23 protein-coding genes are annotated in these 22,105 nt (G+C 63.5%); 18 read left to right on the top strand and 5 right to left on the bottom strand.

Annotation, left to right across the window (positions count from 1 at the left end; all coding sequences use genetic code 11):
* Window positions 1–52 precede the first annotated feature (52 nt).
* The gene (locus JQ621_RS04840; protein WP_212233247.1) at window positions 53–1,378 is read right to left on the bottom strand and encodes a TROVE domain-containing protein; all 1,326 of its coding nucleotides are present in this window, start codon (window positions 1,376–1,378) and stop codon (window positions 53–55) included.
* A 1,228-nt stretch (window positions 1,379–2,606) separates the two neighbouring features.
* Here JQ621_RS04840 and JQ621_RS04835 point away from each other — a divergent pair.
* Window positions 2,607–3,272: a DUF429 domain-containing protein gene (locus JQ621_RS04835; RefSeq protein WP_212233246.1), complete on the top strand. Its 666-nt coding sequence runs from the start codon at window positions 2,607–2,609 to the stop codon at window positions 3,270–3,272.
* A gap of 53 nt (window positions 3,273–3,325) precedes the next feature.
* Here JQ621_RS04835 and JQ621_RS04830 read toward each other — a convergent pair whose 3' ends face one another.
* Window positions 3,326–3,514 (bottom strand): hypothetical protein, encoded by a 189-nt coding sequence (locus JQ621_RS04830; protein ID WP_212233245.1) that lies wholly within the window; start codon window positions 3,512–3,514, stop codon window positions 3,326–3,328.
* A gap of 95 nt (window positions 3,515–3,609) precedes the next feature.
* Here JQ621_RS04830 and JQ621_RS04825 point away from each other — a divergent pair, with 95 nt between their 5' ends.
* The gene (locus JQ621_RS04825; RefSeq protein WP_212233244.1) at window positions 3,610–4,314 is read left to right on the top strand and encodes a glutathione S-transferase family protein; all 705 of its coding nucleotides are present in this window, start codon (window positions 3,610–3,612) and stop codon (window positions 4,312–4,314) included.
* Window positions 4,315–4,423: 109 nt separating this feature from the next.
* On the opposite strand, the gene JQ621_RS04820 is transcribed toward JQ621_RS04825, so the two are convergent.
* Complete coding sequence (locus JQ621_RS04820; RefSeq protein ID WP_212233243.1) at window positions 4,424–4,795, bottom strand: tRNA-binding protein; 372 nt, start codon at window positions 4,793–4,795, stop codon at window positions 4,424–4,426.
* A gap of 106 nt (window positions 4,796–4,901) precedes the next feature.
* Between JQ621_RS04820 and JQ621_RS04815 the strand changes: the two genes are divergently transcribed.
* Window positions 4,902–5,267, top strand: a complete 366-nt coding sequence (locus JQ621_RS04815; protein WP_212233242.1) for an ArsC family reductase — start codon at window positions 4,902–4,904, stop codon at window positions 5,265–5,267.
* On the opposite strand, the gene JQ621_RS04810 is transcribed toward JQ621_RS04815, so the two are convergent.
* Entirely contained in the window at window positions 5,264–5,914 is a 651-nt protein-coding gene (locus JQ621_RS04810) for a PAS domain-containing protein (protein ID WP_212233241.1), read from the bottom strand. The two genes, JQ621_RS04815 and JQ621_RS04810, sit on opposite strands and share 4 nt — an antisense overlap.
* A 340-nt stretch (window positions 5,915–6,254) precedes the next feature.
* Here JQ621_RS04810 and JQ621_RS04805 point away from each other — a divergent pair, with 340 nt between their 5' ends.
* The 7 genes from JQ621_RS04805 (at window position 6,255) to JQ621_RS04775 (ending at window position 12,757) form a co-directional block, all read left to right on the top strand.
* Window positions 6,255–7,010 carry an ABC transporter ATP-binding protein gene (locus JQ621_RS04805; protein WP_212233240.1) on the top strand — a complete coding sequence of 252 codons (756 nt, stop codon included), beginning with the start codon at window positions 6,255–6,257 and terminating at the stop codon, window positions 7,008–7,010.
* On the top strand, window positions 7,003–7,749 hold the full coding sequence (locus JQ621_RS04800) for an ABC transporter ATP-binding protein (RefSeq protein WP_212233239.1): 747 nt from the start codon (window positions 7,003–7,005) through the stop codon (window positions 7,747–7,749). The genes JQ621_RS04805 and JQ621_RS04800 overlap by 8 nt, the downstream gene beginning before the upstream one ends.
* Before the next feature lie 63 nt (window positions 7,750–7,812).
* Window positions 7,813–9,033, top strand: a complete 1,221-nt coding sequence (locus JQ621_RS04795) for an ABC transporter substrate-binding protein (RefSeq protein WP_212233238.1) — start codon at window positions 7,813–7,815, stop codon at window positions 9,031–9,033.
* 73 nt (window positions 9,034–9,106) lie between these two features.
* Window positions 9,107–9,970, top strand: a complete 864-nt coding sequence (locus JQ621_RS04790; RefSeq protein WP_212233237.1) for a branched-chain amino acid ABC transporter permease — start codon at window positions 9,107–9,109, stop codon at window positions 9,968–9,970.
* 1 nt (window position 9,971) lies between these two features.
* Window positions 9,972–10,940, top strand: coding sequence for a branched-chain amino acid ABC transporter permease (locus JQ621_RS04785; RefSeq protein ID WP_212233236.1), 969 nt, complete (start codon window positions 9,972–9,974; stop codon window positions 10,938–10,940).
* A gap of 154 nt (window positions 10,941–11,094) precedes the next feature.
* Window positions 11,095–11,739 (top strand): DUF47 domain-containing protein, encoded by a 645-nt coding sequence (locus JQ621_RS04780; RefSeq protein ID WP_212233235.1) that lies wholly within the window; start codon window positions 11,095–11,097, stop codon window positions 11,737–11,739.
* Window positions 11,740–11,752: 13 nt separating this feature from the next.
* Entirely contained in the window at window positions 11,753–12,757 is a 1,005-nt protein-coding gene (locus JQ621_RS04775) for an inorganic phosphate transporter (RefSeq protein ID WP_212233234.1), read from the top strand.
* Here the strand turns inward: JQ621_RS04775 and sugE are convergent.
* On the bottom strand, window positions 12,750–13,064 hold the full coding sequence (gene sugE, locus JQ621_RS04770; RefSeq protein ID WP_212233233.1) for a quaternary ammonium compound efflux SMR transporter SugE: 315 nt from the start codon (window positions 13,062–13,064) through the stop codon (window positions 12,750–12,752). The two genes, JQ621_RS04775 and sugE, sit on opposite strands and share 8 nt — an antisense overlap.
* 157 nt (window positions 13,065–13,221) lie before the next feature.
* Between sugE and JQ621_RS04765 the strand changes: the two genes are divergently transcribed.
* From JQ621_RS04765 to JQ621_RS04730, 8 genes are all read left to right on the top strand, one after another.
* On the top strand, window positions 13,222–14,841 hold the full coding sequence (locus JQ621_RS04765) for a peptide chain release factor 3 (protein WP_212233232.1): 1,620 nt from the start codon (window positions 13,222–13,224) through the stop codon (window positions 14,839–14,841).
* 103 nt (window positions 14,842–14,944) lie between these two features.
* Entirely contained in the window at window positions 14,945–15,523 is a 579-nt protein-coding gene (locus JQ621_RS04760) for a hypothetical protein (protein WP_212233803.1), read from the top strand.
* 192 nt (window positions 15,524–15,715) lie between these two features.
* On the top strand, window positions 15,716–16,297 hold the full coding sequence (locus JQ621_RS04755) for an NnrU family protein (protein ID WP_212233231.1): 582 nt from the start codon (window positions 15,716–15,718) through the stop codon (window positions 16,295–16,297).
* Between the two features lie 73 nt (window positions 16,298–16,370).
* Entirely contained in the window at window positions 16,371–17,957 is a 1,587-nt protein-coding gene (locus JQ621_RS04750) for a class I adenylate-forming enzyme family protein (protein WP_212233230.1), read from the top strand.
* A gap of 162 nt (window positions 17,958–18,119) precedes the next feature.
* A complete protein-coding gene (locus JQ621_RS04745) occupies window positions 18,120–18,773 on the top strand; it encodes a tetratricopeptide repeat protein (protein ID WP_212233229.1) in 654 nt (217 codons plus the stop codon).
* A 44-nt stretch (window positions 18,774–18,817) separates the two neighbouring features.
* On the top strand, window positions 18,818–19,381 hold the full coding sequence (locus tag JQ621_RS04740; protein ID WP_212233228.1) for a hypothetical protein: 564 nt from the start codon (window positions 18,818–18,820) through the stop codon (window positions 19,379–19,381).
* Between the two features lie 50 nt (window positions 19,382–19,431).
* Window positions 19,432–20,814, top strand: a complete 1,383-nt coding sequence (der, locus tag JQ621_RS04735) for a ribosome biogenesis GTPase Der (RefSeq protein ID WP_212233227.1) — start codon at window positions 19,432–19,434, stop codon at window positions 20,812–20,814.
* Entirely contained in the window at window positions 20,811–22,067 is a 1,257-nt protein-coding gene (locus tag JQ621_RS04730; RefSeq protein ID WP_212233226.1) for a TCR/Tet family MFS transporter, read from the top strand. Before der ends, JQ621_RS04730 begins: the two co-directional genes overlap by 4 nt.
* The last annotated feature ends 38 nt before the right edge of the window (window positions 22,068–22,105 follow it).

The raw sequence follows: 22,105 nt of genomic DNA, 5'->3' as shown, positions 1-22,105 counted from the left end.
GAATTCGCGGGCCCCGGGCGCATCTCGCGTCCGGGGCCGTCGTTGTTGCGTATCAGTTGAGCGCCGTCTCCGACGCCGCGATCCACGCGACCACAGCCTCAGAGAAGCCGTTGACGCGGGTCCAGTCGCCGTGGCCGACGCCGTGCTGATACGAGGCCACGTTCACCATCGTGCCGCGCGCCTTGGGCTCGGGCACCCGGTCATGGCTCTGCTCGTCGGTAAAGACGATGAGGCGATCGCCCTTGCGGTCGATCTCCGTCACCGCCTTGCCGAGCCAGGTGCCACTGTGGGGCTGCGAGTTGATGATCGCATCCCGGAGCGCGAAGCCGCGGCGGGGAGGGACCTTCACCACCCTGTCGGAGAAGGTGAAGATCTCGACCTCGTCGCAGATCTCGCGGGCGAGGATGGCCAGACCGCAGGCCGCCTCCGCGCGCGTCATTTCCGACTGCGCGGAGAGGGGGGCGAACATCGAGCCCGACACGTCGATCAGAAGCCGCGTGCGGCCGGGGAGCTGCACATGGTCCTTGATCGACTTGAGCATCGCGGTTTCGAGCTCGGGCTCGAAATCCGGCGCATAGCGCGCCGCCGTGATGAAGCGGTAGGGCAGGATACGATCCGTCCGCATCGCCTCAATCGCGACCGCGATGGTCTCGCGCGGTACGCTCGCGTTCTGCATCAGCCGCAGGTTGCGCAGCAGCGCCAAGCCGCCGAGCTTCTTCTCGGCGATCAGCCGCTCGAAGGTCTCGCGCTTGCTCTTGCCGGCCGAGAGCGAGACCTCCCAGGTGTCGGGGGCGGCGAGCTCGCCGTCGATGAGTTGCTTCCACACCTTCTCCTGCGCGGCGTCCTTCGGCTTGGCGTGCACCAGGAACAGCACGTCCCTGATCCGCACCGCGCCGTCGCGGTCGTACTTGGCGAGCTGATAGGCGTCGAACTTAGTCAGCGCGCGGGCGAGACCCTTCTTCACCTGCGCCGCGACCGGCTGACGCTTGCGCTGCTGCTGAGGCCCCAGCGCATCCGCCCAGTAGATTGCAAGCAGCTCCGTCATCTCGTCGGGACGCTGGATCACCTGGGCAACCGTGTCGGCAACGAGGGCACGATGCTTCTCATTGCGCGCCATCTCCCGGATGACGAGCAGCGGTGCGTGCCGCAGCTTCATCACGTCACGCGCCTCGATCGCAAGCTGCGCGACACGCGCAGGCGCGACCTTGGGCACGAGGGCCTTGATGCGGTCGGCGATGGTGACGCCGTCCTCGTAGAACTGGTCCTCCCACAGGAGGCAGTTCATGAGCGCGCGCTTCAGCTCCATCTCAGGCGTGAAGCGAACGGCGCGCGCGCCCTCACGCGTGAAGGCACGAACGATCTTGTTGAGCCTGACCATGACGGCCTCCTTTGGTTTGATGGGAAATGGAAACAGGTGCCGGGGAACAAGCGAGGCTGAACCGCCCTTGCGGGCTGAACGTGCTCTACCAACTGAGCTACGGACTGAGGTCCGGGAGGGCTCGAACCTCCGACAGCGAAGTAACAGCGCTCTTCACCACCGGCGGTGGCGACGACAGGGACACGATCCGGGAACAGGCGATGCTGAGACCCCAGCCCGCAGCTTACCCTGCGGGCCGGGTAGCGCTCTATCCACTGAGCTACCGGTGCACAGTACACCGGGCGGGATTCGAACCCGCGACCTCTCGATTATCAGTCGAAGTAACAGCGATCTTCACCACGGACCGTGATGGGTTTGGCGGGGAACGGGCGATGCTGCTGCCGCTCCGAGGAGCAAGACCTGAGCTACGGCATTGCTGCCGGCGGGGGTTGAACCCGCGACCTCCGGCCAACAATGCTGGCCGGCGCTCTACCGAAGTAACAGACATCTTCACCACCGCCAGGTCGATGCTCTCGCACCGGCCTTGGAAGGGTACGCTGGGGAACAGGCGATCTCGGCTCTCAGTGACGACAACGCAGGCGCCGTCCTTGCGGACGGAGCCTGCGCCGGGCCGCGTGCAAGCCTCTCCCGAGGTCGCATCCCGGTGCGTGTGTCAAAGGCGGGATTCGAACCCGCTTTACCGTGAAGGAAGTATCCGAAATCTTCACCACCAGCGTCGGCTGAGCCGCGAGGATCGCGGCAAACCGAGTTACAAAAATTCTATCGCGGCGCTGTCGACGCGCCGCATGTTGCGAACCATCCGGGTTCGCTCTGCCATCGGTGTCCGGCTCATCGCCTCGTTCCCTCCGGCAGGCCCCGCGCATGCGGGCACGCGCCTCTCGAGCGCGAGCCCCGGGATCCGGGTCTCCCGTTCCGGCATGTGCCGGGATATTCGAACAGGCCGCACGGCGGGCAACAAAAAACCCTCCGGAGCGGCAGGCTCAGGAGGGTCCGTGAGAAGCGGACTGTCGATCTTGCGGTCAGGCAAGATCGCTCCCATGAGCCGGGCATGCGCAATCGATTGGCCGGAAGCCATTCGACAGTCGCGCAAATCTTTCGTAGCTGTGCTTCATCACTAGGTTCATCGTTTCCGCGAACGGAAGTGCTCGCGAGGCGGCGGGACATACGCCCGCAACTTGCGGATGTCAAGCGACGCGACTGTGAAACTTGCAAGACGTGGACGACTGACGTGCCAACTTATCTCGGCCTCGACGGATTTCGCTTCGGCTGGGTCGCCGCGTGGATCGATGATCGTGGCGAGCACGGCTTCGACTATTCGCCGGGCCTCGCGCGCTTGCTCGCAATGCCGCATGCACGCGCGATGATCGACATGCCGATCGGGTTGAAGCCGAGCGGCTACAGAGAATGCGATTTGCGTGCGCGCGAGATGGTTGGCCCCGCGGTATTTCTCGGGGCCCGCCGGGACCTCTGGACGTTTGCCGACATGGCTGCGGCCAACAGGCATTACTGGAAGCAGGAAGGCAAGGGCAGGGGCGTCTCGGCGCAGCTCTGGAATATCAGGGACAAGATCAGGGAGGTCGATCAGATCATGACGCCGGCGCGGCAGGCGACGATCGGCGAGGCGCATCCGGAACTGATCTTCTGGAATCTCGCGGGACGGATCCGGCTTGCGAGCAAGACCTCGGGGCAAGGCCGCGCGCAACGCATCACGCTGCTGGCGCAACGCGGCTTCACGCGCTTGCCGAAATGGCTGACGCAGCGCTACGGCACCGGCATTGGCCGCGATGATCTGATCGACGCCTGCGCCTGCGCGGTCGCGGCACGCGACAGCACGCAGCGTGTTGGAGGAGAGGAGATCGATCCACTGGGATTGCGGATGGAGATCAATTACTGAGGCCGCCGGCCGAGGGGCGGGTTCGGGAAAAACAGGCAAATTATTTGAAGCATTCAGGAACTGTCGTTGATCGTCGCGCGTTCCCCGTGCAAATCTGCTTGCGAGAAGCTCGTGCGATGTATGATGCCAGTCAGTTCGCGACCGCGATGCTCGCGGTCGTTTTCACCGCTGCACTGCTCATCACCGGGCAGCTCTTCATAGAGCAGCGCGCGCAGAGTGAAGCGGTCTACGCCATCAATCATTTGCTGCGACCCCAGTAGTTTGGATCGCTTGGCCTTGCACCGATCATCGGCCCGCCTAGATTAGACGGCAGCTTACCCAAGCAGCCGGGGTCCCGATGTCCGATCTCTCCGCATTTCCGATCACCAGGCGCTGGCCTGCAAAGCATCCCGAACTGCTTCAGCTCTATTCGCTGCCGACACCGAACGGTGTCAAGGTGTCGATCATGCTGGAGGAGATCGGGCTGCCTTACGAGGTCCATCTCGTCGACTTCGGCAAGGACGACCAGAAGACGGTCGAATTCCTCTCGCTCAATCCCAACGGCAAGATTCCGGCGATCCTCGATCCGAACGGCCCCGGCGGCAGGCCGCTGCCCTTGTTCGAGTCGGGTGCGATCCTGCAATATCTCGCGGAGAAGACCGGCAAGCTATTGCCGTTGGACGCCGCGCGCCGCTACCAGGCCCTTCAGTGGCTGCATTTCCAGATGGGCGGCATCGGGCCGATGTTCGGCCAGGTCGGCTTCTTCCACAAATTTGCCGGCAAGGATTTTGAGGACAAGCGTCCGCTGGAGCGCTACGTGGGCGAGTCCAGGCGCCTGCTTGGCGTGATGGAGGCGCATCTTGCGGGCCGGCAATGGTTCATGGATGACGACTACACCGTCGCCGACATCTCGATGCTCGGCTGGGTGCGCAACCTCATCGGCTTTTACGGTGCCGGCGATCTCGTCGGGTTCAGCCAGTTCAACTCGGTCGCGGCCTGGCTCGAACGCGGGCTGGCGCGTCCTGCGGTTCAGCGTGGGCTCAATATTCCGAAACGGTCGTAAGCTGCCCACCAAAGCATGATCCGGAAAAGTGCGAAGCGGTTTTCCGGAAAGATCATGCGCAAACAATAATCTAAAGCGCGATGACGATTCATCCAAATCTCGTCGCGCTTTAGAACAGCCGCCCGCCGTTCGGCACCGGCTTGCTCGGCTGCATCAGCACGACCTTGCCGTCGGCATCGGGGAAACCGAGCGTGAGAACTTCCGAGACCACAGGTCCGATCTGGCGCGGCGGGAAGTTGACGACTGCGGCGACCTGCTGTCCCACCAGCGTTTCGAGCGGATGATTCTCGGTGATCTGCGCCGAGCTCTTGCGCACGCCGATGGTGGGGCCGAAGTCGATCCACAGCCGCCAGGCGGGCTTGCGCGCCTCGGGAAAAGGCTTGGCATCGACGATGGTGCCGACGCGGATATCGACCGCAAGGAAGGTGTTGAAGTCAATGGTCGGCGAGGCGGATGCGGCGGGATCGTGCGTGACGTGCATGGTCTGTCCGTTCAGGGATGTCGAAAGCGTCGTTCGCAATATTGTCGCGCGATCAGGAGTTTCGTACAACGGCTCGGCACGTCACGACGCATGCGCGAGGATCGTCTTGCCCAACATCATCTACGGCATCAAGAACTGCGACACCATGAAGAAGGCGCGGGCCTGGCTCGACACCCATGGCGTCGCCTACGAGTTCCATGACTACAAGGCCGCGGGCGTCGAGAAGGACAAGCTCAAGCAATGGAGCGACAAGCTTGGCTGGGAGACGTTGCTCAATCGTGCCGGCACCACCTTCAAGAAGCTTCCCGAGGCCGACAAGGAAGGCATGACGGAAAAGAAGGCGCTGGCGCTGATGCTAGCGCAACCATCGATGATCAAGCGGCCTGTGCTCGAGATCGGCGGCAAGCTGCTGGTCGGCTTCAAGCCCGATATCTACGACAAGGAAGTCAGCGCAAAATCGCGCAAGAGCTAGTTCAGCTCGATGATTTCGGCGGTGATATCGGGACCACTGGACCGATCGGCGAATTCGACGACGTCGGCGGCCGCGATGCGGCCCGGAGCGCGGTGAAACAGGTCGCGGTCGATCACCGTGCGCAATTTCGGACGCGGCGGCGCGTGGTTTCCGCGCATCAGATTCTTGATCTCGAAGCCGCCATCCTCGCAGAAAGTCTTGAGCGAGGCGATGACGTGGCTGACCTTGTCGTCGGTCAGGAAAGGCAGCAGCAGCCGTTCATAGGCGACGACGCGGCCGTAGATATCGTCGACGTCGGCAACGCTGTAGACCGGAAGGCCGCGCGCCACGCAGGCATGATAGACCGGCATCACGAAGGGCGCGAGCCGCGGCCCGACATAATCCTCAAGCAGGACGCCCTTGCCGGTATGGCCGTAGGCGCGCGAGATGCGCGTGCCCTCGCTTTGGATGGTCAGGCGCGCCGTCGGCGTCGAATTGTCCACCGTGTAATAGATGAGGTCGGACAGCTCTTCCTCGAGCCGCGCGGGCTGATACTCCCAGATCGCCGGCGCAATCTGCTGGCGCGCATAAAGTCGCAGCCACGTGTTGAGCAGGTCACGTTGCTTGATCGACTTGACGACGGAGGGATCGGCGCTCGCGAAATCCAAAATGCTATTCCCGGAGAATGAAACCCGGGCATCATCGCCGGAGCGGGAAAATTTTTGATGAAGGCTGGCGCGCGGGACCAAAGACCGTTAACGACGGCTTGATGACCGGTGTCTTGCGAACCGGGAAGCCGGCAGGCGACGTCGCAAAACCTCCAACTAAGGGAGCATAAGACTCCCGGCCAGAGGCTTGACCTGCTCAGCTTTCCGCCTTGCCTAACCCCCGTCACCTCCGGCATATTCCGCGCCCGGAGGCGGCGTTCCGGGAAGGCTCCAAGGCCTCCGGAAAGCCGAAGTAACAAGGACAGCCACGCGCTGATTGCGCGGGCGGGGGGAAATCTGTTTGGCCGATGAGTTCATTCTCGAAACGGAAGGCTTGACCAAGGAGTTCGCGGGCTTCTTTGCCGTCCGCGACGTTGCGCTCAAGGTTCGCCGTGGGACTATCCACGCGTTGATCGGCCCGAACGGGGCCGGCAAGACGACCTGCTTCAACCTTCTGACCAAATTCCTCAAACCGTCTGCCGGAAAAATCCTGTACAAGGGACAGGACATCACCTCGATGGCGCCGGCCGATGTGGCGCGCATGGGGCTGGTTCGTTCATTCCAGATCTCGGCGGTATTTCCGCATATGACGGCGTTGGAGAATGTCCGTGTCGCGCTCCAGCGCCAGCACGGCAGCTCGTTTGATTTCTGGCGCTCCAAGTCCGTGCTGAATCGGTTCAACGACCGGGCGCGTGAGCTGCTGAACGATGTCGGTCTCAGCGAGTTTGCCAATACGCCGGCGGTCGAGATGCCCTACGGGCGCAAGCGCGCGCTCGAGATCGCGACCACGCTGGCACTCGACCCGGAGATGATGCTGCTGGACGAGCCGATGGCGGGCATGGGCCACGAGGACATCGACAAGATCGCGGCGCTGATCAAGCGCATCTCCGCGAAGTATACCATCCTGATGGTCGAGCATAATTTGAGCGTCGTCGCCAATCTCTCCGACATCATCACCGTGCTGACGCGCGGGCAGGTGCTCGCGCAGGGCAATTACGCCGACCTCACCAAGGACGAGCGCGTCAAGGAAGCCTATCTGGGAGCTGGTCATGCCTGAGACTGAAATGGCCGAGGCACCAGTGAAGGCTGCGACCGGCGGCAACATCCTCGAGGTGCGCAACCTGCAGGCATGGTACGGTGAGTCCCACATCCTGCACGGGATCGATTTCGACGTGAAAGCGGGCGAGGTCGTGACGTTGCTGGGGCGCAACGGTGCCGGCAAGACGACCACGCTGAAGTCGATCATGGGCATCATCGGCAAGCGCTCCGGCTCGATCAAATTCAACAATCAGGAAATCAGGGGCGCGACCTCCGACAGGATCGCGCGCATGGGCATCGCGTTCTGCCCGGAGGAACGTGGGATATTCTCGAGCCTCGACGTGCGGGAGAATTTGCTGCTGCCGCCGGTGGTGCGCCCGGGCGGATTGCCGCTCGAGCAGATCTTCGACCTGTTTCCGAACCTGAAGGAGCGGCTCAACAGCCAGGGCACCAAGCTGTCCGGCGGCGAGCAGCAGATGCTGGCGATCGCGCGCATCCTGCGCACCGGCGCGAGCTTCCTGATGCTGGACGAGCCCACCGAAGGTCTTGCGCCCGTCATTATCCAGCAGATCGGTCACACCATCGCACGGCTGAAGAAGGAAGGCTTCACGATCCTTCTCGTCGAGCAGAACTTCCGCTTCGCATCCACCGTCGCCGACCGCTATTACGTGGTCGAGCACGGCAAGATCATTGACGGATTTTCGAATGCGGAGCTTGCCGCCAACATGGACAAGCTCCACACCTATCTCGGCGTCTAGTCCGGCCCAGGGTCGAACGGTCAAGGGTCGAACGGTCACGAGAAGATTCACGAGGGAAGTCGCATGAAAACGTCGATTGCATCGTTGTTGCTCGGCACGGCGCTGGCCGTAACCACCGCTGGCGCCGCCTTCGCGCAGGACAAGACCGTCAAGATCGGTGCGCTGTCCGATCAATCCGGTCTTTACGCCGATCTCGGTGGACCCGGCTCGACGCTCGCCGCCCAGATGGCCGTCGAAGATTCCGGCCTCGCTGCGAAGGGCTGGAAGATCGACATCATCTCGGGCGATCACCAGAACAAGCCTGACATCGGCACTGCGATCGCGCGGCAGTGGTTCGACGTCGACAAGGTCGACGTCATCGTCGACGTGCCGAACTCGGGCGTGGCACTCGCCGTCAACAACGTCGTCAAGGAGAAGAACGGCGTCTACGTCAATTCCGGTGCGGCGACCTCGGACCTCACCAATGCGCAGTGCTCGCCCAACACCGTGCACTGGACCTACGACACCTACATGCTCGCCCATACCACCGGCCAGGCGCTGGTGAAGGCCGGTGGCGACACCTGGTTCTTCCTGACCGCGGATTATGCCTTCGGTGCAGCACTGGAGCGTGACACCACGGCCGTCATCGCCGCCAACGGCGGCAAGGTCGTCGGCGGCGTCAAGCACCCGCTCAATACGCCGGATTTCTCGTCCTTCCTGCTCCAGGCACAGGCTTCCAAGGCCAAGATCATCGGCCTTGCCAACGCCGGCGGCGACACCACCAACGCGATCAAGCAGGCGGCCGAATTCGGCATCGTCAAGGGCGGCCAGAAGCTCGCGGCGCTGCTGCTGTTCCTCACCGACGTCAAGGCGATCGGCCTGGAAACCGCGCAAGGCCTGAACTTCACCGAAACCTTCTACTGGGATTTGAACGACCAGACCCGGGCCTTCTCCAAGAAGTTCTCGGAGAAAATGAAGAATGGCGCGATGCCGACCATGGTGCAGGCGGGCGTGTATGCGGGCGTGCGTCACTATCTCAAGGCGCTGGAAGCGCTCGGCGGCAATCCGCATGACGGCGTCAAGGTCGTCGAGAAGATGAAGTCGATGCCGACCGAAGACGATCTGTTCGGCAAGGGCGAGATTCAGCCGAACGGCCGCACCATCCACAGCGCTTACCTGTTCGAGGTGAAGAAGCCCTCCGAATCCAAGGGACCGTGGGACTTCTACAAGCTCGTCGGCACGGTACCGGGCGATCAGGCCTTCACGCCGCTGTCCGAGAGCAAGTGCGCGCTGCTCAAGAAGTAAGACCGACAGCCCGCCGGCTGCGAGCCGGCGGGCGCCAATCTAGGGAACGCCGAAGGGACTGGGTGCTGGATCGATGCAGGCTCTCTACGCACAGCTACTGGTGGGACTGATCAACGGCTCGTTCTACGCGCTGCTCAGTCTCGGGCTCGCCGTCATCTTCGGCATGCTCAACATCATCAATTTCGCCCACGGCGCGCTCTACATGATGGGCGCCTTCGTCGCTTATTTCCTGCTGAACCTCGGCGGCATCAATTACTGGTGGGCGCTGCTGCTGGCGCCGATCATCGTCGGCATCTTCGGCATGATCCTGGAACGGACCATGCTGAAATTCCTGACCGGGCTCGACCACCTCTACGGCCTGCTGCTGACCTTCGGCATCGCGCTGATCGTGCAGGGCGTGTTCCAGAACTATTTCGGCTCCTCCGGCCTGCCTTATGCCATTCCGGACCAGCTCAAGGGCGGCATGAATCTCGGCTTCATGTTCTTACCCGTCTATCGCGGCTGGGTTGTGATCTTCTCGCTGGTGGTGTGTCTGGCCACCTGGTTCCTGATCGAGAAGACGCGGCTTGGCGCCTATTTGCGCGCCGCCACTGAAAATCCGACGCTGGTCCGCGCCTTCGGCATCAACGTGCCGCGCATGATCACGCTGACCTACGGCCTCGGTGTCGGCCTTGCCGCGCTCGCCGGCGTGCTCTCGGCGCCGATCAACCAGGTGCGGCCGCTGATGGGCGCCGACCTCATCATCGTTGTGTTCGCGGTCGTGGTGATCGGCGGCATGGGTTCGATCATGGGCTCCATCATCACCGGCTTTGCGCTCGGTGTGATCGAGGGCCTCACCAAATATTTCTACCCCGAGGCCTCCAACACCGTCGTGTTCGTGCTGATGGTGCTGGTGCTCTTGGTGAAGCCAACGGGACTGACGGGAAGGGCAGCCTGATATGACAGCCTTGACGGACGACACGCTGCCGGTCACTCCGCGCGCGATGCGCGACGAGATGATCTTGTTCGTGGTGATGGCGGTGCTGCTGGCCGCCGTGCCTTTCAGCGGCATCTACCCGTTCTTCGTGATGCAGGCGCTGTGCTTTGCGCTGCTCGCCTGCGCCTTCAATCTTCTGATCGGCTACGGCGGCCTGCTGTCGTTTGGTCATGCGATGTTCATGGGCACGGCCGGCTATTGCAGCGCGCATGCGCTGAAGGTGTGGGCGCTGCCGCCCGAGCTCGGCATCCTCGTCGGTATTGCCGCGGCGTTCGGGCTGTCGCTCGTCACCGGCTATATCTCGATCCGCCGCCAGGGCATCTACTTTTCGATGATCACGCTGGCGCTGTCGCAGCTCTTGTATTTCATTTATCTCCAGGCGCCGTTCACCCATGGCGAGGACGGCATCCAGGGCATTCCGCAAGGGCGCATGTTCGGCATCTTCGATCTGACGAAGCCGACCGTGCTCTATTACGTCGTGCTGGTCGGCTTCCTCGCCGGCTTCCTCTTGATCTACCGCATCATCAACTCGCCGTTCGGCGAGGTGCTGAAGTCGATCCGCGAGAACGAGCCGCGCGCGATCTCGCTGGGCTACCGCACCGACCAGTACAAGTTCCTGGCGTTCGTCCTGTCGGGGACGCTGGCGGGCTTTGCCGGCGCGCTGAAAGTGTTCGTGGCGCAGAACGCCTCGCTCACCGACGTGCACTGGTCGATGTCGGGCGAGGTCGTGCTGATGACGCTGGTCGGCGGTCTTGGCACCATCTTCGGTCCCGTGGTCGGCGCCTTCGTGATCATCGCCATGCAGCAATATCTAGCCGGCTTCGGGCAGTGGGTGACGGTGATCCAGGGCTCGATCTTCGTGATCTGCGTGCTCACCTTCCGCCGCGGCGTCATCGGTGAAATCGCCCATTACTTCCGGAGATCTCTATAAGCCATTGATATCTAGCCAATTTTATTGGTGGGGAAATCCGGTGGATGATCCGGCTACGCCGGCGGAAGATGTCGCGCGCGCGGATCGAAAATGGTCTATGACGGTTTTGTGACAGTCCAATTGGACGGCCATTTCCAACCGGTAGACGATCCCCATGATGAGATGGTTTCGCGCTTTCCTGCCCAGGGAAGAACGTTTCTTCGACCTGTTCGACCGCCATGCCCAGACCGTGATTCAGGGTGCAATCGCGCTTCAGGGCGTGCTCAAGGGCGGCGAGGAGACCCCGGTCTACTGCCAGCGCGTCAATCAGTTCGAGAACGACGCCGACAACGTCACCCGCGAGGTGCTGACCGCGGTGCGGCGTACCTTCATCACGCCGTTCGATCGCGGCGACATCAAGAATCTCATCACCGCTATGGACGATGCCATTGACCAGATGCAGCAGACGGCCAAGGCCGTGATGCTGTTCGAAGTCCGCACCTTCGAGCCGCCGATGCGCGAGATCGGCGCGCTGCTGATCGAATGCGCCAATCTGGTCGGACGTGCGCTGCCGCTGATGCAGGAGATCGGCAAGAACGTCGCGATGCTGACCGCGATCACGGAGGAGCTGACCAAGCTCGAGGGCCGTGTCGACGATCTCCATGATATCGGAATGAAGGAACTGTTCCTCAAGCACCGCAATGGCAACGCGATGGACTTCATCGTTGGTGTCGAGATCTACGACCATCTTGAGAAAGTGGCGGATCGCTTCGACGACGTCGCGAACGAGATCAATAGCATCGTCATCGAGCAAGTTTAGGGCGGGCCGCGCCGTGGATGCTGCGTTGGGTCTTCCTGTCCTGGTCGGTTTGATTGCCGTCGCTCTACTGTTCGACTTCCTGAACGGTCTGCACGACGCCGCCAATTCGATCGCGACCATCGTCTCGACCCGCGTGCTGCGGCCGCAATTCGCGGTGTTCTGGGCCGCGTTTTTCAATTTCGTCGCCTTCATGGTGTTCGGCCTGCACGTTGCGCAAACCATCGGCACCGGCATCATCGATCCCGCGATCGTCGACGCCCAGGTGATCTTCGCAGCGCTCGTCGGCGCGATCGTCTGGAATCTCGTGACCTGGGGGCTCGGCATCCCGTCCTCGTCCTCGCACGCGCTGATCGGTGGCCTCGTCGGCGGCGGCATGGCCAAGGCCGGAATATCGGCGGCGGTCTGGAGCGGATTGACCAAGGCGGTGCTGGCGATCGTGCTATCGCCGCTGGTCGGCTTCCTGCTGGCGATGATGCTGGTCGCGGTCGTGTCCTGGCTCTCGGTGCGCTCCACGCCGTTCGCGGTCGATCGCGCCTTCCGCATCCTGCAATTCGCCTCCGCCTCGCTCTATTCGCTAGGCCACGGCGGCAATGATGCGCAGAAGACGATGGGCATCATCGCGGTGCTGCTCTATTCGCAGGGCCATCTCGGCGGCGAATTCGCGGTGCCGTTCTGGGTGGTGCTCTCCTGCCAGGCCGCGATGGCGCTGGGCACGCTGATGGGCGGTTGGCGCATCGTCCGCACTATGGGCCTGCGCATCACCAAGCTGACGCCGATGCAGGGCTTTTGCGCCGAGACAGGCGGCGCGGCGACCCTGTTCATTGCGACCTTCCTCGGCGTCCCCGTATCGACCACCCACACCATCACCGGCGCCATCGTCGGTGTTGGCGCGGCCCGCCGTGTTTCTGCCGTGCGCTGGAACGTGGCGAGCTCGATTGTCTATGCGTGGGTGATCACCATCCCGGCCTCGGCCATCGTCGCGGCGCTGAGCTGGTGGGCGGTCCAGATCTTCAAGTGACGAGCTTCAGCCCGACGATGCCGGCGACGATCAGCCCGATGCTGGCGAGGCGGAGCGCGGTAGCGGGCTCACCGAACAAGTAGATGCCGAGCGTCGCAGTGCCGACCGCTCCGATCCCGGTCCAGACCGCATAGGCGGTTCCGACCGGCAGCGATTTGAGGGCCAAATCGAGCAAGATGACACTGCCGCCCATCGCGGCAAGCGTGATGGCGGACGGAACAAGCCTGGAAAAGCCCTCGGTGTATTTCAGGCCGATCGCCCAGGTGATCTCGAGGAGACCGGCGACGAACAGGATGCTCCAGGCCATAACGACCCTCCATTCAAGGCAGGGTCGTCCCCGCGGCTGATCTCTTGATGAGGGGGAAGGTCGTCCTTCCCGACAGCCGATATGGGGCTGGCCGAAGGGCTCCGCAATCACCAGATGAGGCTTGATCAGGCCCATTTTCCCTGCCAAACGCTCCCTCATGTCCGACATTGCCACCACAGCCGAATCGCCGGCCCGTTCCCCGCTCGCCGCTGAAGTGGCGCGGCGACGCACCTTTGCGATTATTTCGCATCCGGACGCCGGCAAGACCACGCTGACCGAAAAGCTGCTGCTGTTCGGCGGCGCCATTAATCTCGCCGGCCAGGTCAAAGCCAAGGGCGAGCGTCGTAACACCCGTTCGGACTGGATGAAGATCGAGCGCGAGCGCGGCATCTCGGTCGTGACGTCAGTGATGACCTTCGAGTTCGAGGGCCTGGTCTTCAACCTGCTGGACACGCCGGGCCACGAGGACTTCTCGGAAGACACTTACCGCACGCTGACCGCGGTCGATTCCGCCGTGATGGTGATCGACGCCGCCAAGGGCATCGAGGCGCGCACGCGAAAACTGTTCGAGGTCTGCCGCCTGCGCGACATCCCGATCATCACCTTCATCAACAAGATGGACCGCGAGAGCCGCGATGTGTTCGAGCTGCTCGACGAGATCGAGAAGACGCTGGCGCTCGACACCACCCCGATGACCTGGCCGGTCGGTCGGGGACGCGACTTCCTCGGTACCTATGACGTCATCAATGGCGGCGTCCGACTGCTCGAAGGTGGGGGCGCCAAGACCGGCGCGGCGCAGCAGATCGAGATCGCCGAACTCGCCAAGCTCAACGCCAACCTCGATGCTTCCGCCGTGAAGGACGAGCTCGAGCTCGTGACCGAGGCCTCAAAGCCGTTCGACCTTGCCGCGTTCCGCGAGGGCCATCTGACGCCGGTCTATTTCGGCAGCGCGCTGCGCAATTTCGGTGTCGGCGATCTGCTCGAGGGTCTTGGCAAGTTCGCGCCCGAACCGCGTGCCCAGGACAGCGACCAGCGCAGGGTCGAAGCGACCGATCCGCGCATGAGCGCTTTCGTGTTCAAGATCCAGGCGAACATGGATCCGAACCACCGAGACCGCATTGCGTTCGCGCGCCTCTGCTCCGGCAAGCTCAGCCGCGGCATGAAGGCCAAGCTCGTGCGAACCGGCAAGAGCATGCCGCTGTCGAGCCCGCAATTCTTCTTTGCCCAGGACCGCTCCGTGGCAGACGAGGCCTTTGCTGGCGACGTCGTCGGCATTCCCAATCACGGCACGCTGCGGATCGGCGATACGCTGACCGAAGGCGAGGATTTCAACTTCGTCGGCGTGCCGAGCTTCGCGCCTGAAATCGTCCGCCGCGTCCGTCTCACCGATGCGATGAAGGCGAAGAAGCTGAAGGAAGCGCTGCAGCAGATGTCGGAAGAGGGCGTCGTGCAGGTGTTCCGTCCGCGCGACGGTGCGCCGGCGCTGGTTGGCGTGGTCGGCGCGCTGCAGCTCGATGTGCTCAAGGCACGGCTCGATGCCGAATATTCGCTGCCGGTCGAGTTCGAGGTGAGCGAGTTCCAGCTGGCGCGCTGGGTCTCCTCGGAGGACCGCAAGAAGCTCGACACTTTCATCGCGGCAAACACGTCCAGCATCGCCGACGACGTCGACGGCGATCCCGTGTATCTGGCGCGGAACGAATTCTATCTCGGCTATACCAAAGAGCGGGCCGAAGGGATCGAGTTCACCAATGTCAAGGACGTCAAGAAGAAGGGGTAGGGCGGAGCGCGGCCGCTTGCGCGCGAGCATGTGAATGCGCGCGGGCTTGACGCCTTCGCCGGCGGTGCCACGTTTCATTGACGTGACATCGCGAGCTCAAGGCATGTGGCGCGCAATACTGGTTATTGTCCTGCTGGCGGTCTCGACGGCCACCGCCGACGCGCGGCGGCGGCAAATCAATCCGATCCCGTTTTCGCATTCGCCGTGCAGCGTGCTCGACGTCGGGCCGTGCACGCCGTCCTATTGTAGCGTGCTCGATCATGGGCCATGTATTCCCGAGATCGACTATCCCTACGGGGAGAACCTCCAGCTCACAATCGAAAGCGTCCCATCGGACGCCGATCGCGCCAAGTACCAGAGGCCGGACCACGATCTCGATACGATCGGTGACCTCTTCGCCGAGCTGCGCACCTGCTGGTCGCCGCCATCGGACAATGCGCGGACGGGAATGCAGATGTCGGTTCGCTTCAGCTTCAATAGAGCGGGCAGCCTGATCGGCCCGCCGCGCCTGACTTTTGCCACCGCCAGCGTTCCGGCCGATACACGGACGACCTATCTCAACGCGATTAAAACATCGCTGAATGCCTGCCTGCCGCTGAAATTCACAGATGGACTTGGCGGCGCCCTGGCCGGACGGCCGATTGCCATCCGCTATGTCGATAATCGGGATTTGGGCAAATAGCCCAGCTCCAACCCCTCATCCTGAGGAGCGCGCTCGCGCGCGTCTCGAAGGATGAATGCCCCGCAGTTGCGGCAGCAGGGCCTGCATGGTTCGAGACGGCGCTTCGCGCCTCCTCACCATGAGGAGCGAGAGTTGCGACCGACGGCCAATCGATGATACGCCATAAGCAGGGACGCTTGAGGGGAGGGTGTCGTGGGTCTGCTGATCATGATCCTGGGGCTGGTGCTGTTTTTCGCCGCCCATGTTTTCACAACGAAGCGAGACGCGCGCGCGCAGGCGATCGCGCGGCTGGGCGAGGGGACCTACAAGATCCTTTATTCGGTCGTCTCGCTCGCGGGACTGGCGCTGATCGTCTGGGGCTTTGGCCACTATCGCAGCTCAGGCTGGATCGACGTGTGGTATCCGCCGAAGGCGATGAAGCACATCACGGTCGCGCTGATGCTGCCTGCCGTCATTCTGGTGGTCGCATCCTATTTGCGCGGCCGCATCTATGCGACGCTGAAGCATCCCATGCTTGCCGGCGTCAAGCTCTGGGCGGCGGCGCATCTGCTCGCCAATGGCGATCTCGGCTCCATCATCCTGTTCGGGTCGTTCCTGGGTTGGGGCGTGTATGACCGCATTTCGTTGAAGCATCGTACCGATAGCGGCGGTCCGCCGATTCCGGTGGGCGGCGTGACCAACGATCTCATCGCGGTCGCGGTCGGTATCGTCGCCTATCTAGCGCTGGCGTTTGCGTTCCATCCTGTCGTGATCGGTGTTCCCGTCATGGGCTAGTCGATCAGCTCAAGACGGCACCCGCGTAGCCACGCGCGGAAGGTACCAAAGGCAACGACACGAGGACCCTCCGATGGACTGGTCGCAATCTCAGATTCCGCCGATGCGGCTCGAGGCGCGCTTTGGCGATCGGGTGGTGCCGGCTTTCATTGACCGGCCTTCCAGCTTGTGGGCGATGCTCGCGGAGGCCGCTGCGCGCAACGGCAACGGCGAAGCCCTCGTCTGCGGCGATATCAGGTTGAGCTGGCGGCAAACGGTCGAGCAGGCTGCGCAGATTGCCTCCGGGTTTCGCAAGCTCGGTCTGCAGCGCGGGGATCGCGTCGCGATCCTGCTCGGCAACCGCATCGCGTTTCCGCTGCTGCTGTTCGCCGCCGCGCATGAGGGGCTGGTCACGGTGCTGCTGAGCACGCGTCAGCAGAAGCCTGAGATCGCCTATGTGCTCGCCGATTGCGGCGCCAAAATCCTGATTCACGAGGCATCACTCGCCGAGCGGCTGCCGGACGCCCGCGATGTTCCCGAGGTAATTCACCGCCTCGCTGTTGACGACGATGCCAAGCTTTCGCGCTTCTCCGTGCTGGCGGACAATGCGCCGGCCCCGGCGCCGGTCGATGTCGACGAGGAAGACACGGCCATGATCCTCTACACATCGGGGACGACAGGCAAACCGAAGGGCGCGATGCTGGCCCATTGCAACATCGTGCATTCCTCGATGGTGTTCGTGTCCTGCCTGGAATTGACGGCGTCTGACCGTTCGATTGCGGCCGTCCCGCTCGGTCACGTGACCGGTGTCGTCGCCAATATCACGACGATGATCTGCTGCGCCGGTGCGCTGATCATCATGCCGGAATTCAAAGCCGCCGATTATCTCAGGCTCGCGGCGCGCGAGCGCGTCACCTACACGGTGATGGTGCCCGCGATGTACAATCTCTGCCTGCTGCAACCGGATTTCGCCAGCTACGATCTCTCGAGCTGGCGCATCGGCGGCTTCGGCGGTGCGCCGATGCCGGTCGCCACCATCGAGAGGCTCAAGGCGACGATTCCAGGCCTGAAGCTCACGAACTGCTATGGCGCGACGGAGACGACGTCGCCGTCCACCATCATGCCGGGGGAGCTGACTGCCAGTCATATCGACAGCGTCGGCCTGCCGTGTCCCGGCGCGCGGATCATCGCGATGGGAGCGGACGGGCGTGAGTTGCCGCCTGGCGAAATCGGCGAGCTCTGGATCCAGAGCGCCTCGGTCATCAAGGGTTACTGGAACAACGCCAAGGCGACGGCCGAGAGCTTTACCGCCGGCTTCTGGCATTCCGGCGATCTCGGCTCGGTCGATCCGGAAGGGTTCGTCCGCGTGTTCGACCGGCAGAAGGACATGATCAACCGCGGCGGTCTCAAGATCTACTCGGCCGAGGTCGAATCGGTGCTGGCCGGCCATCCCGCCGTCGTCGAGAGCGCGATCATTGCAAAACCATGTCCGGTCCTGGGCGAGCGCGTTCATGCCATCGTGGTCACGCGTGCTCAGATCGGCAGCGACGATCTGCGATCATGGTGCGCTGAACGTCTGTCCGATTACAAGGTGCCCGAGACGATGGCGATCACCTCCGAGCCGCTGCCACGCAACGCCAATGGCAAGGTGCTGAAACGGCAGTTGCGGGAGCTTTGGTAGGGATCTCGGCGGACTATCCCGGATCGCGCGTTAACGCCTTGATCGGCCTTGCTTTGCCTTGCCACCGCCATATCGATAGGGTATCGCCGCCGCCACGTGGGGACGGGCTTTAAACGCGCGCGATCTGGCGTGCGCACCCGGCCGGGCATGGGATTTTCTTAAGTGTCTGAATTATTTGACGAAGTCGACGAGGAAGTACGTCGCGAGCAGCTCAAAAAGCTGTGGGACAAATACTCGCTCTACTTTATCGCCCTGATGGTCCTGATCGTGGCGGCCGTCGGCGGCTGGCGTGGCTATCAGTACCTGGAGGCCAAGAGGGCCGCCGAAGCCGGCGGGACCTTCGAAAAGGCTGTCGAGCTGTCGGAGCAGGGTAAGCATGCGGAGGCCGAGACGGCCTTTACGGAACTTGCTGCCAAGGCCCCCTCGGGATACCGCACACTGTCACGGCTTCGTGCCGCGGCCGAGGCGTCAGCCCGCGATCCCAAGGCTGCGGCCAAGATGTTTGACGACATCGCCGCCGACCGAGGCGTCGGCAGTGAGTGGCAGGATTTGGCGAGGATCCGTGCGGCCGGCCTCATGGTGGACAGCGCGTCCTATGCCGACATGCAGCAGCGCCTCGAATCCTCCGCCGAACCCAAATCAACCTTCCGCCACACCGCTCGCGAACTGCTGGCGCTGTCGGCCTGGCGCAACAACGACATGACTGCGGCTCGCAAATGGCTCGACGCGATCGCCGAGGACGGCGAAACGCCGGCGGGCCTGCGCTCGCGCGCCGAGGCGCTGCAGGCCTTGCTGCCGCCCGTCGCCAAGAGCTGAAGCCTGAGAGCTGACGGTTCCGAGAGCTGAGACGAGATATCGATATGCGCCGCACGCCACGTTTGATCGCAGCCGCCGTCCTGATCGCCTTCACAGGCCTTCTGGGCGGCTGCTCCAGCGGCGGATTCGATCCGAGCGATCTGCTCGACTTCCTCGACACCAAGAAGAAGCTCCCGGGCGATCGCAAGCCCGTCTTCCCCGAGGGCGTGCCGGGTCTCGAGCAGGGCGTGCCGAAGGACATGTACAAGGGCGCGCAGCAACAGCAGGATGCGCCTGCCGTTGCGGCACTCCCGGCCGAGCCGCCGCCGGCTGAGCCCGCCAAATCGTCGAAATCCGCCAAGGGAAAGAAGAGCAAGCAGCCGGCCCCGACGGCAGCCGCGCCCGCTGAAGCCCCGGCAGGTGAGGTCGATGGCGAAGCCCAGCCTGAGGCTGCACCCGCGCAGGCCGCGCCGCCGCCCAAGCACAAGATCGTCCGCAAGCGCACCACCGCGCCGCCGCCGGACCAACAATCTGCACAACAGGCCGCCCAGCCCGCGCAAACCACCCAGCAACAGCAGACGCAGGGGGCCTTCCCGGCACCGATGCCCAGCGGCAGTTTCTCGCGCTGATATTTTTCATTGAATTGACAGGCGCTACCTCGACGGCGCACGAATGACCAATGTCCTTTACGATCGCCATCATCGGCCGACCCAATGTCGGCAAGTCGACGCTGTTCAACCGCCTGGTCGGACAGAAGCTGGCGCTCGTCGATGACCTGCCCGGCGTCACCCGCGATCGCCGCGAGGGCGAGGCAAGGCTCGGCGACCTCGAATTCACCATCATCGATACCGCGGGCCTCGACGAGGGCGCCAAGGGCTCGCTGACGGCACGCATGCAGGAGCAGACCGAGGCCGCGATCGCGCAGGCCGACGCGCTGTTCTTCGTCGTCGATGCCCGCATCGGCCTCACGCCGACCGATCGCGCCTTCGCCGATTTCGCCCGCAGGGCCAACAAGCCGGTGCTGCTCGTCGCCAACAAGAGTGAGGGCAAGCATGGCGATGCCGGCGCGATGGAAGCCTTTGCTTTAGGCCTCGGCGATCCCATCCAGATCTCGGCCGAGCATGGCGAGGGCATGGGCGAGCTCTACGACGCGCTCGCCAAGCTGATGCCTGAGCCCGTCGAGGAAGATGAGCCTGAAGACGACGAGCCGCTCACCGAGGAAGAGGCTGCGACACGCCCGATCCGTGTCGCGATTGTCGGCCGTCCCAATGCCGGCAAGTCGACGCTGATCAACCATCTGCTCGGCGAGGAACGCCTGCTGACCAGCCCCGAGGCCGGCACCACGCGCGATTCCATCGCGGTCGAGATCACCTGGAAGGGCCGCGAATTTCGCGTGTTCGACACCGCCGGTCTTCGCCGGCGCTCGCGCATCGAAGAGAAGCTGGAGAAGCTCTCGGTTGCCGATGCGCTGCGCGCCGTGCGCTTTGCCGAAGTCGTCGTGATGATGATGGATTCGCAGAACCGCTTCGAGGAGCAGGATCTGCGCATCGCCGATCTGATCGAGCGGGAGGGCCGCGCGGTCGTGCTCGCCGTCAACAAATGGGACCTGATGGAGACCAAGGGCGGGGGCGCGATCTCGGGTCTACGCCGTGATGCCGATCATTGGCTGCCGCAGCTCAAGGGCGTGCCGATCGTCGCCGTCTCCGGCCTGATGGGCGAGGGCATCGATCGCCTGATGCAGGCGATCCAGGACGCCTATGCGCTCTGGAACAGGCGCGTTTCGACCTCGGCGCTCAATCGCTGGTTCGAGCAAGCGGTCCAGGCCAATCCGCCGCCGGCTGTGTCCGGCCGCCGGCTGAAGCTGAACTACATCACCCAGACCAAGGCGCGTCCGCCCAGCTTCGTTCTGTTCTGCTCGCGCGCGGATGCAGTGCCGCAGTCGTATCTGCGCTACCTCGTCAACTCGATGCGCGAGGCGTTCGACCTGCCGGGCACCCCGGTGAGAATCACCCTGCGCGAGAAGGCCAATCCCTTTGCCCACAAGCGCAAGCGGCCATCGTGAGCGAACAGGCCGGCGAGGCGATAGCGCAAGGCGCAGCGCCGGTCCGGCGCGGTGCCGTCGCCTTCATCTTCGTCACCATCCTGCTCGATATGCTCGCGCTCGGCGTGATCATGCCGATCCTGCCCAAGCTGATCGAAAGCTTCGTCGGCAATGACACCGCGCATGCGGCGCGCATCTTCGGCCTGTTCGGCACCGCCTGGGCGCTGATGCAATTCGTCTTCTCGCCGTTGCTCGGCGCGCTGTCGGATCGCTTCGGGCGCCGGCCGGTGGTGCTGCTGTCGAATTTCGGGCTTGCCGCCGACTATGTGCTGATGGCGCTCGCGCCGTCGCTGACATGGCTATTCGTCGGCCGCGTGATATCAGGCATCACCTCGGCCAGCATCTCGACGGCCTTTGCCTATATCGCCGACATCACCCCGCCGGAGCGACGCGCGGCGGTGTTCGGCAAGATTGGCGCGGCCTTCGGCGCCGGCTTCATCCTCGGCCCGGCGCTCGGTGGTCTGCTCGGCGATATCGATCCGCGATTGCCGTTCTGGGCGTCGGCGGCCTTGAGCTTTGCCAACGCGCTCTACGGCCTGTTGATCCTGCCGGAATCCCTGGCGCCGGAGAAGCGCGCGTCATTCCGCTGGACCACAGCCAATCCGGTCGGGGCACTGCATCTGTTGCGCTCGAATGCCGGGCTCACGGCGCTGTCCGTCGTCAATTTCATCGCTCAGGTGGCGCACGTCGTGCTGCCCTCGACCTTCGTGCTCTATGCGACCTATCGCTACGGCTGGGATTCCAAGACTGTCGGATTGACGCTCGCCATGGTCGGCGTCTGCACCATGCTGGTGCAGGGGCTCGCCATCGGCGCCATCGTGCGCGCGCTCGGTGAGCGCGGTGCGCTGATGCTCGGGCTGTGCTGTGGCGCTGTCGGCTTTTCGATCTTCGGCAGCGCGCCGACCGGTCCGCTGTTCTGGCTCGGTATTCCCGTGATGGCGCTGTGGGGTATTGCGGGCGCTGCGCTTCAGGCGCTGATGACGCGTCTGGTCGCGCCCGATCAGCAGGGCCAGCTGCAGGGCGCGACCTCCAGCGTGCAGAGCGTGGCGCAACTCGTCGGCCCGTTCCTGTTCACGCTGACATTTTCCTATTTCATCGGCGCCGGCGCGCCGCTGCATCTGCCCGGCGCGCCGTTCCTGCTCGCGGCAGCGCTGATGGTGGCGTGCGTAGCAATTGCGGTCCGCACGCTGGCAGCGACAGGGCAAGCTTCGTAGGGTGGCTTAGCCTTGCGCTGCGCGAAGCGCAGTCGCTG

Source organism: Bradyrhizobium manausense (assembly GCF_018129685.1).
In the GTDB taxonomy this organism is placed as follows: domain Bacteria; phylum Pseudomonadota; class Alphaproteobacteria; order Rhizobiales; family Xanthobacteraceae; genus Bradyrhizobium; species Bradyrhizobium manausense_D.
This window is presented reverse-complemented; position numbering and strand designations above follow the sequence as displayed.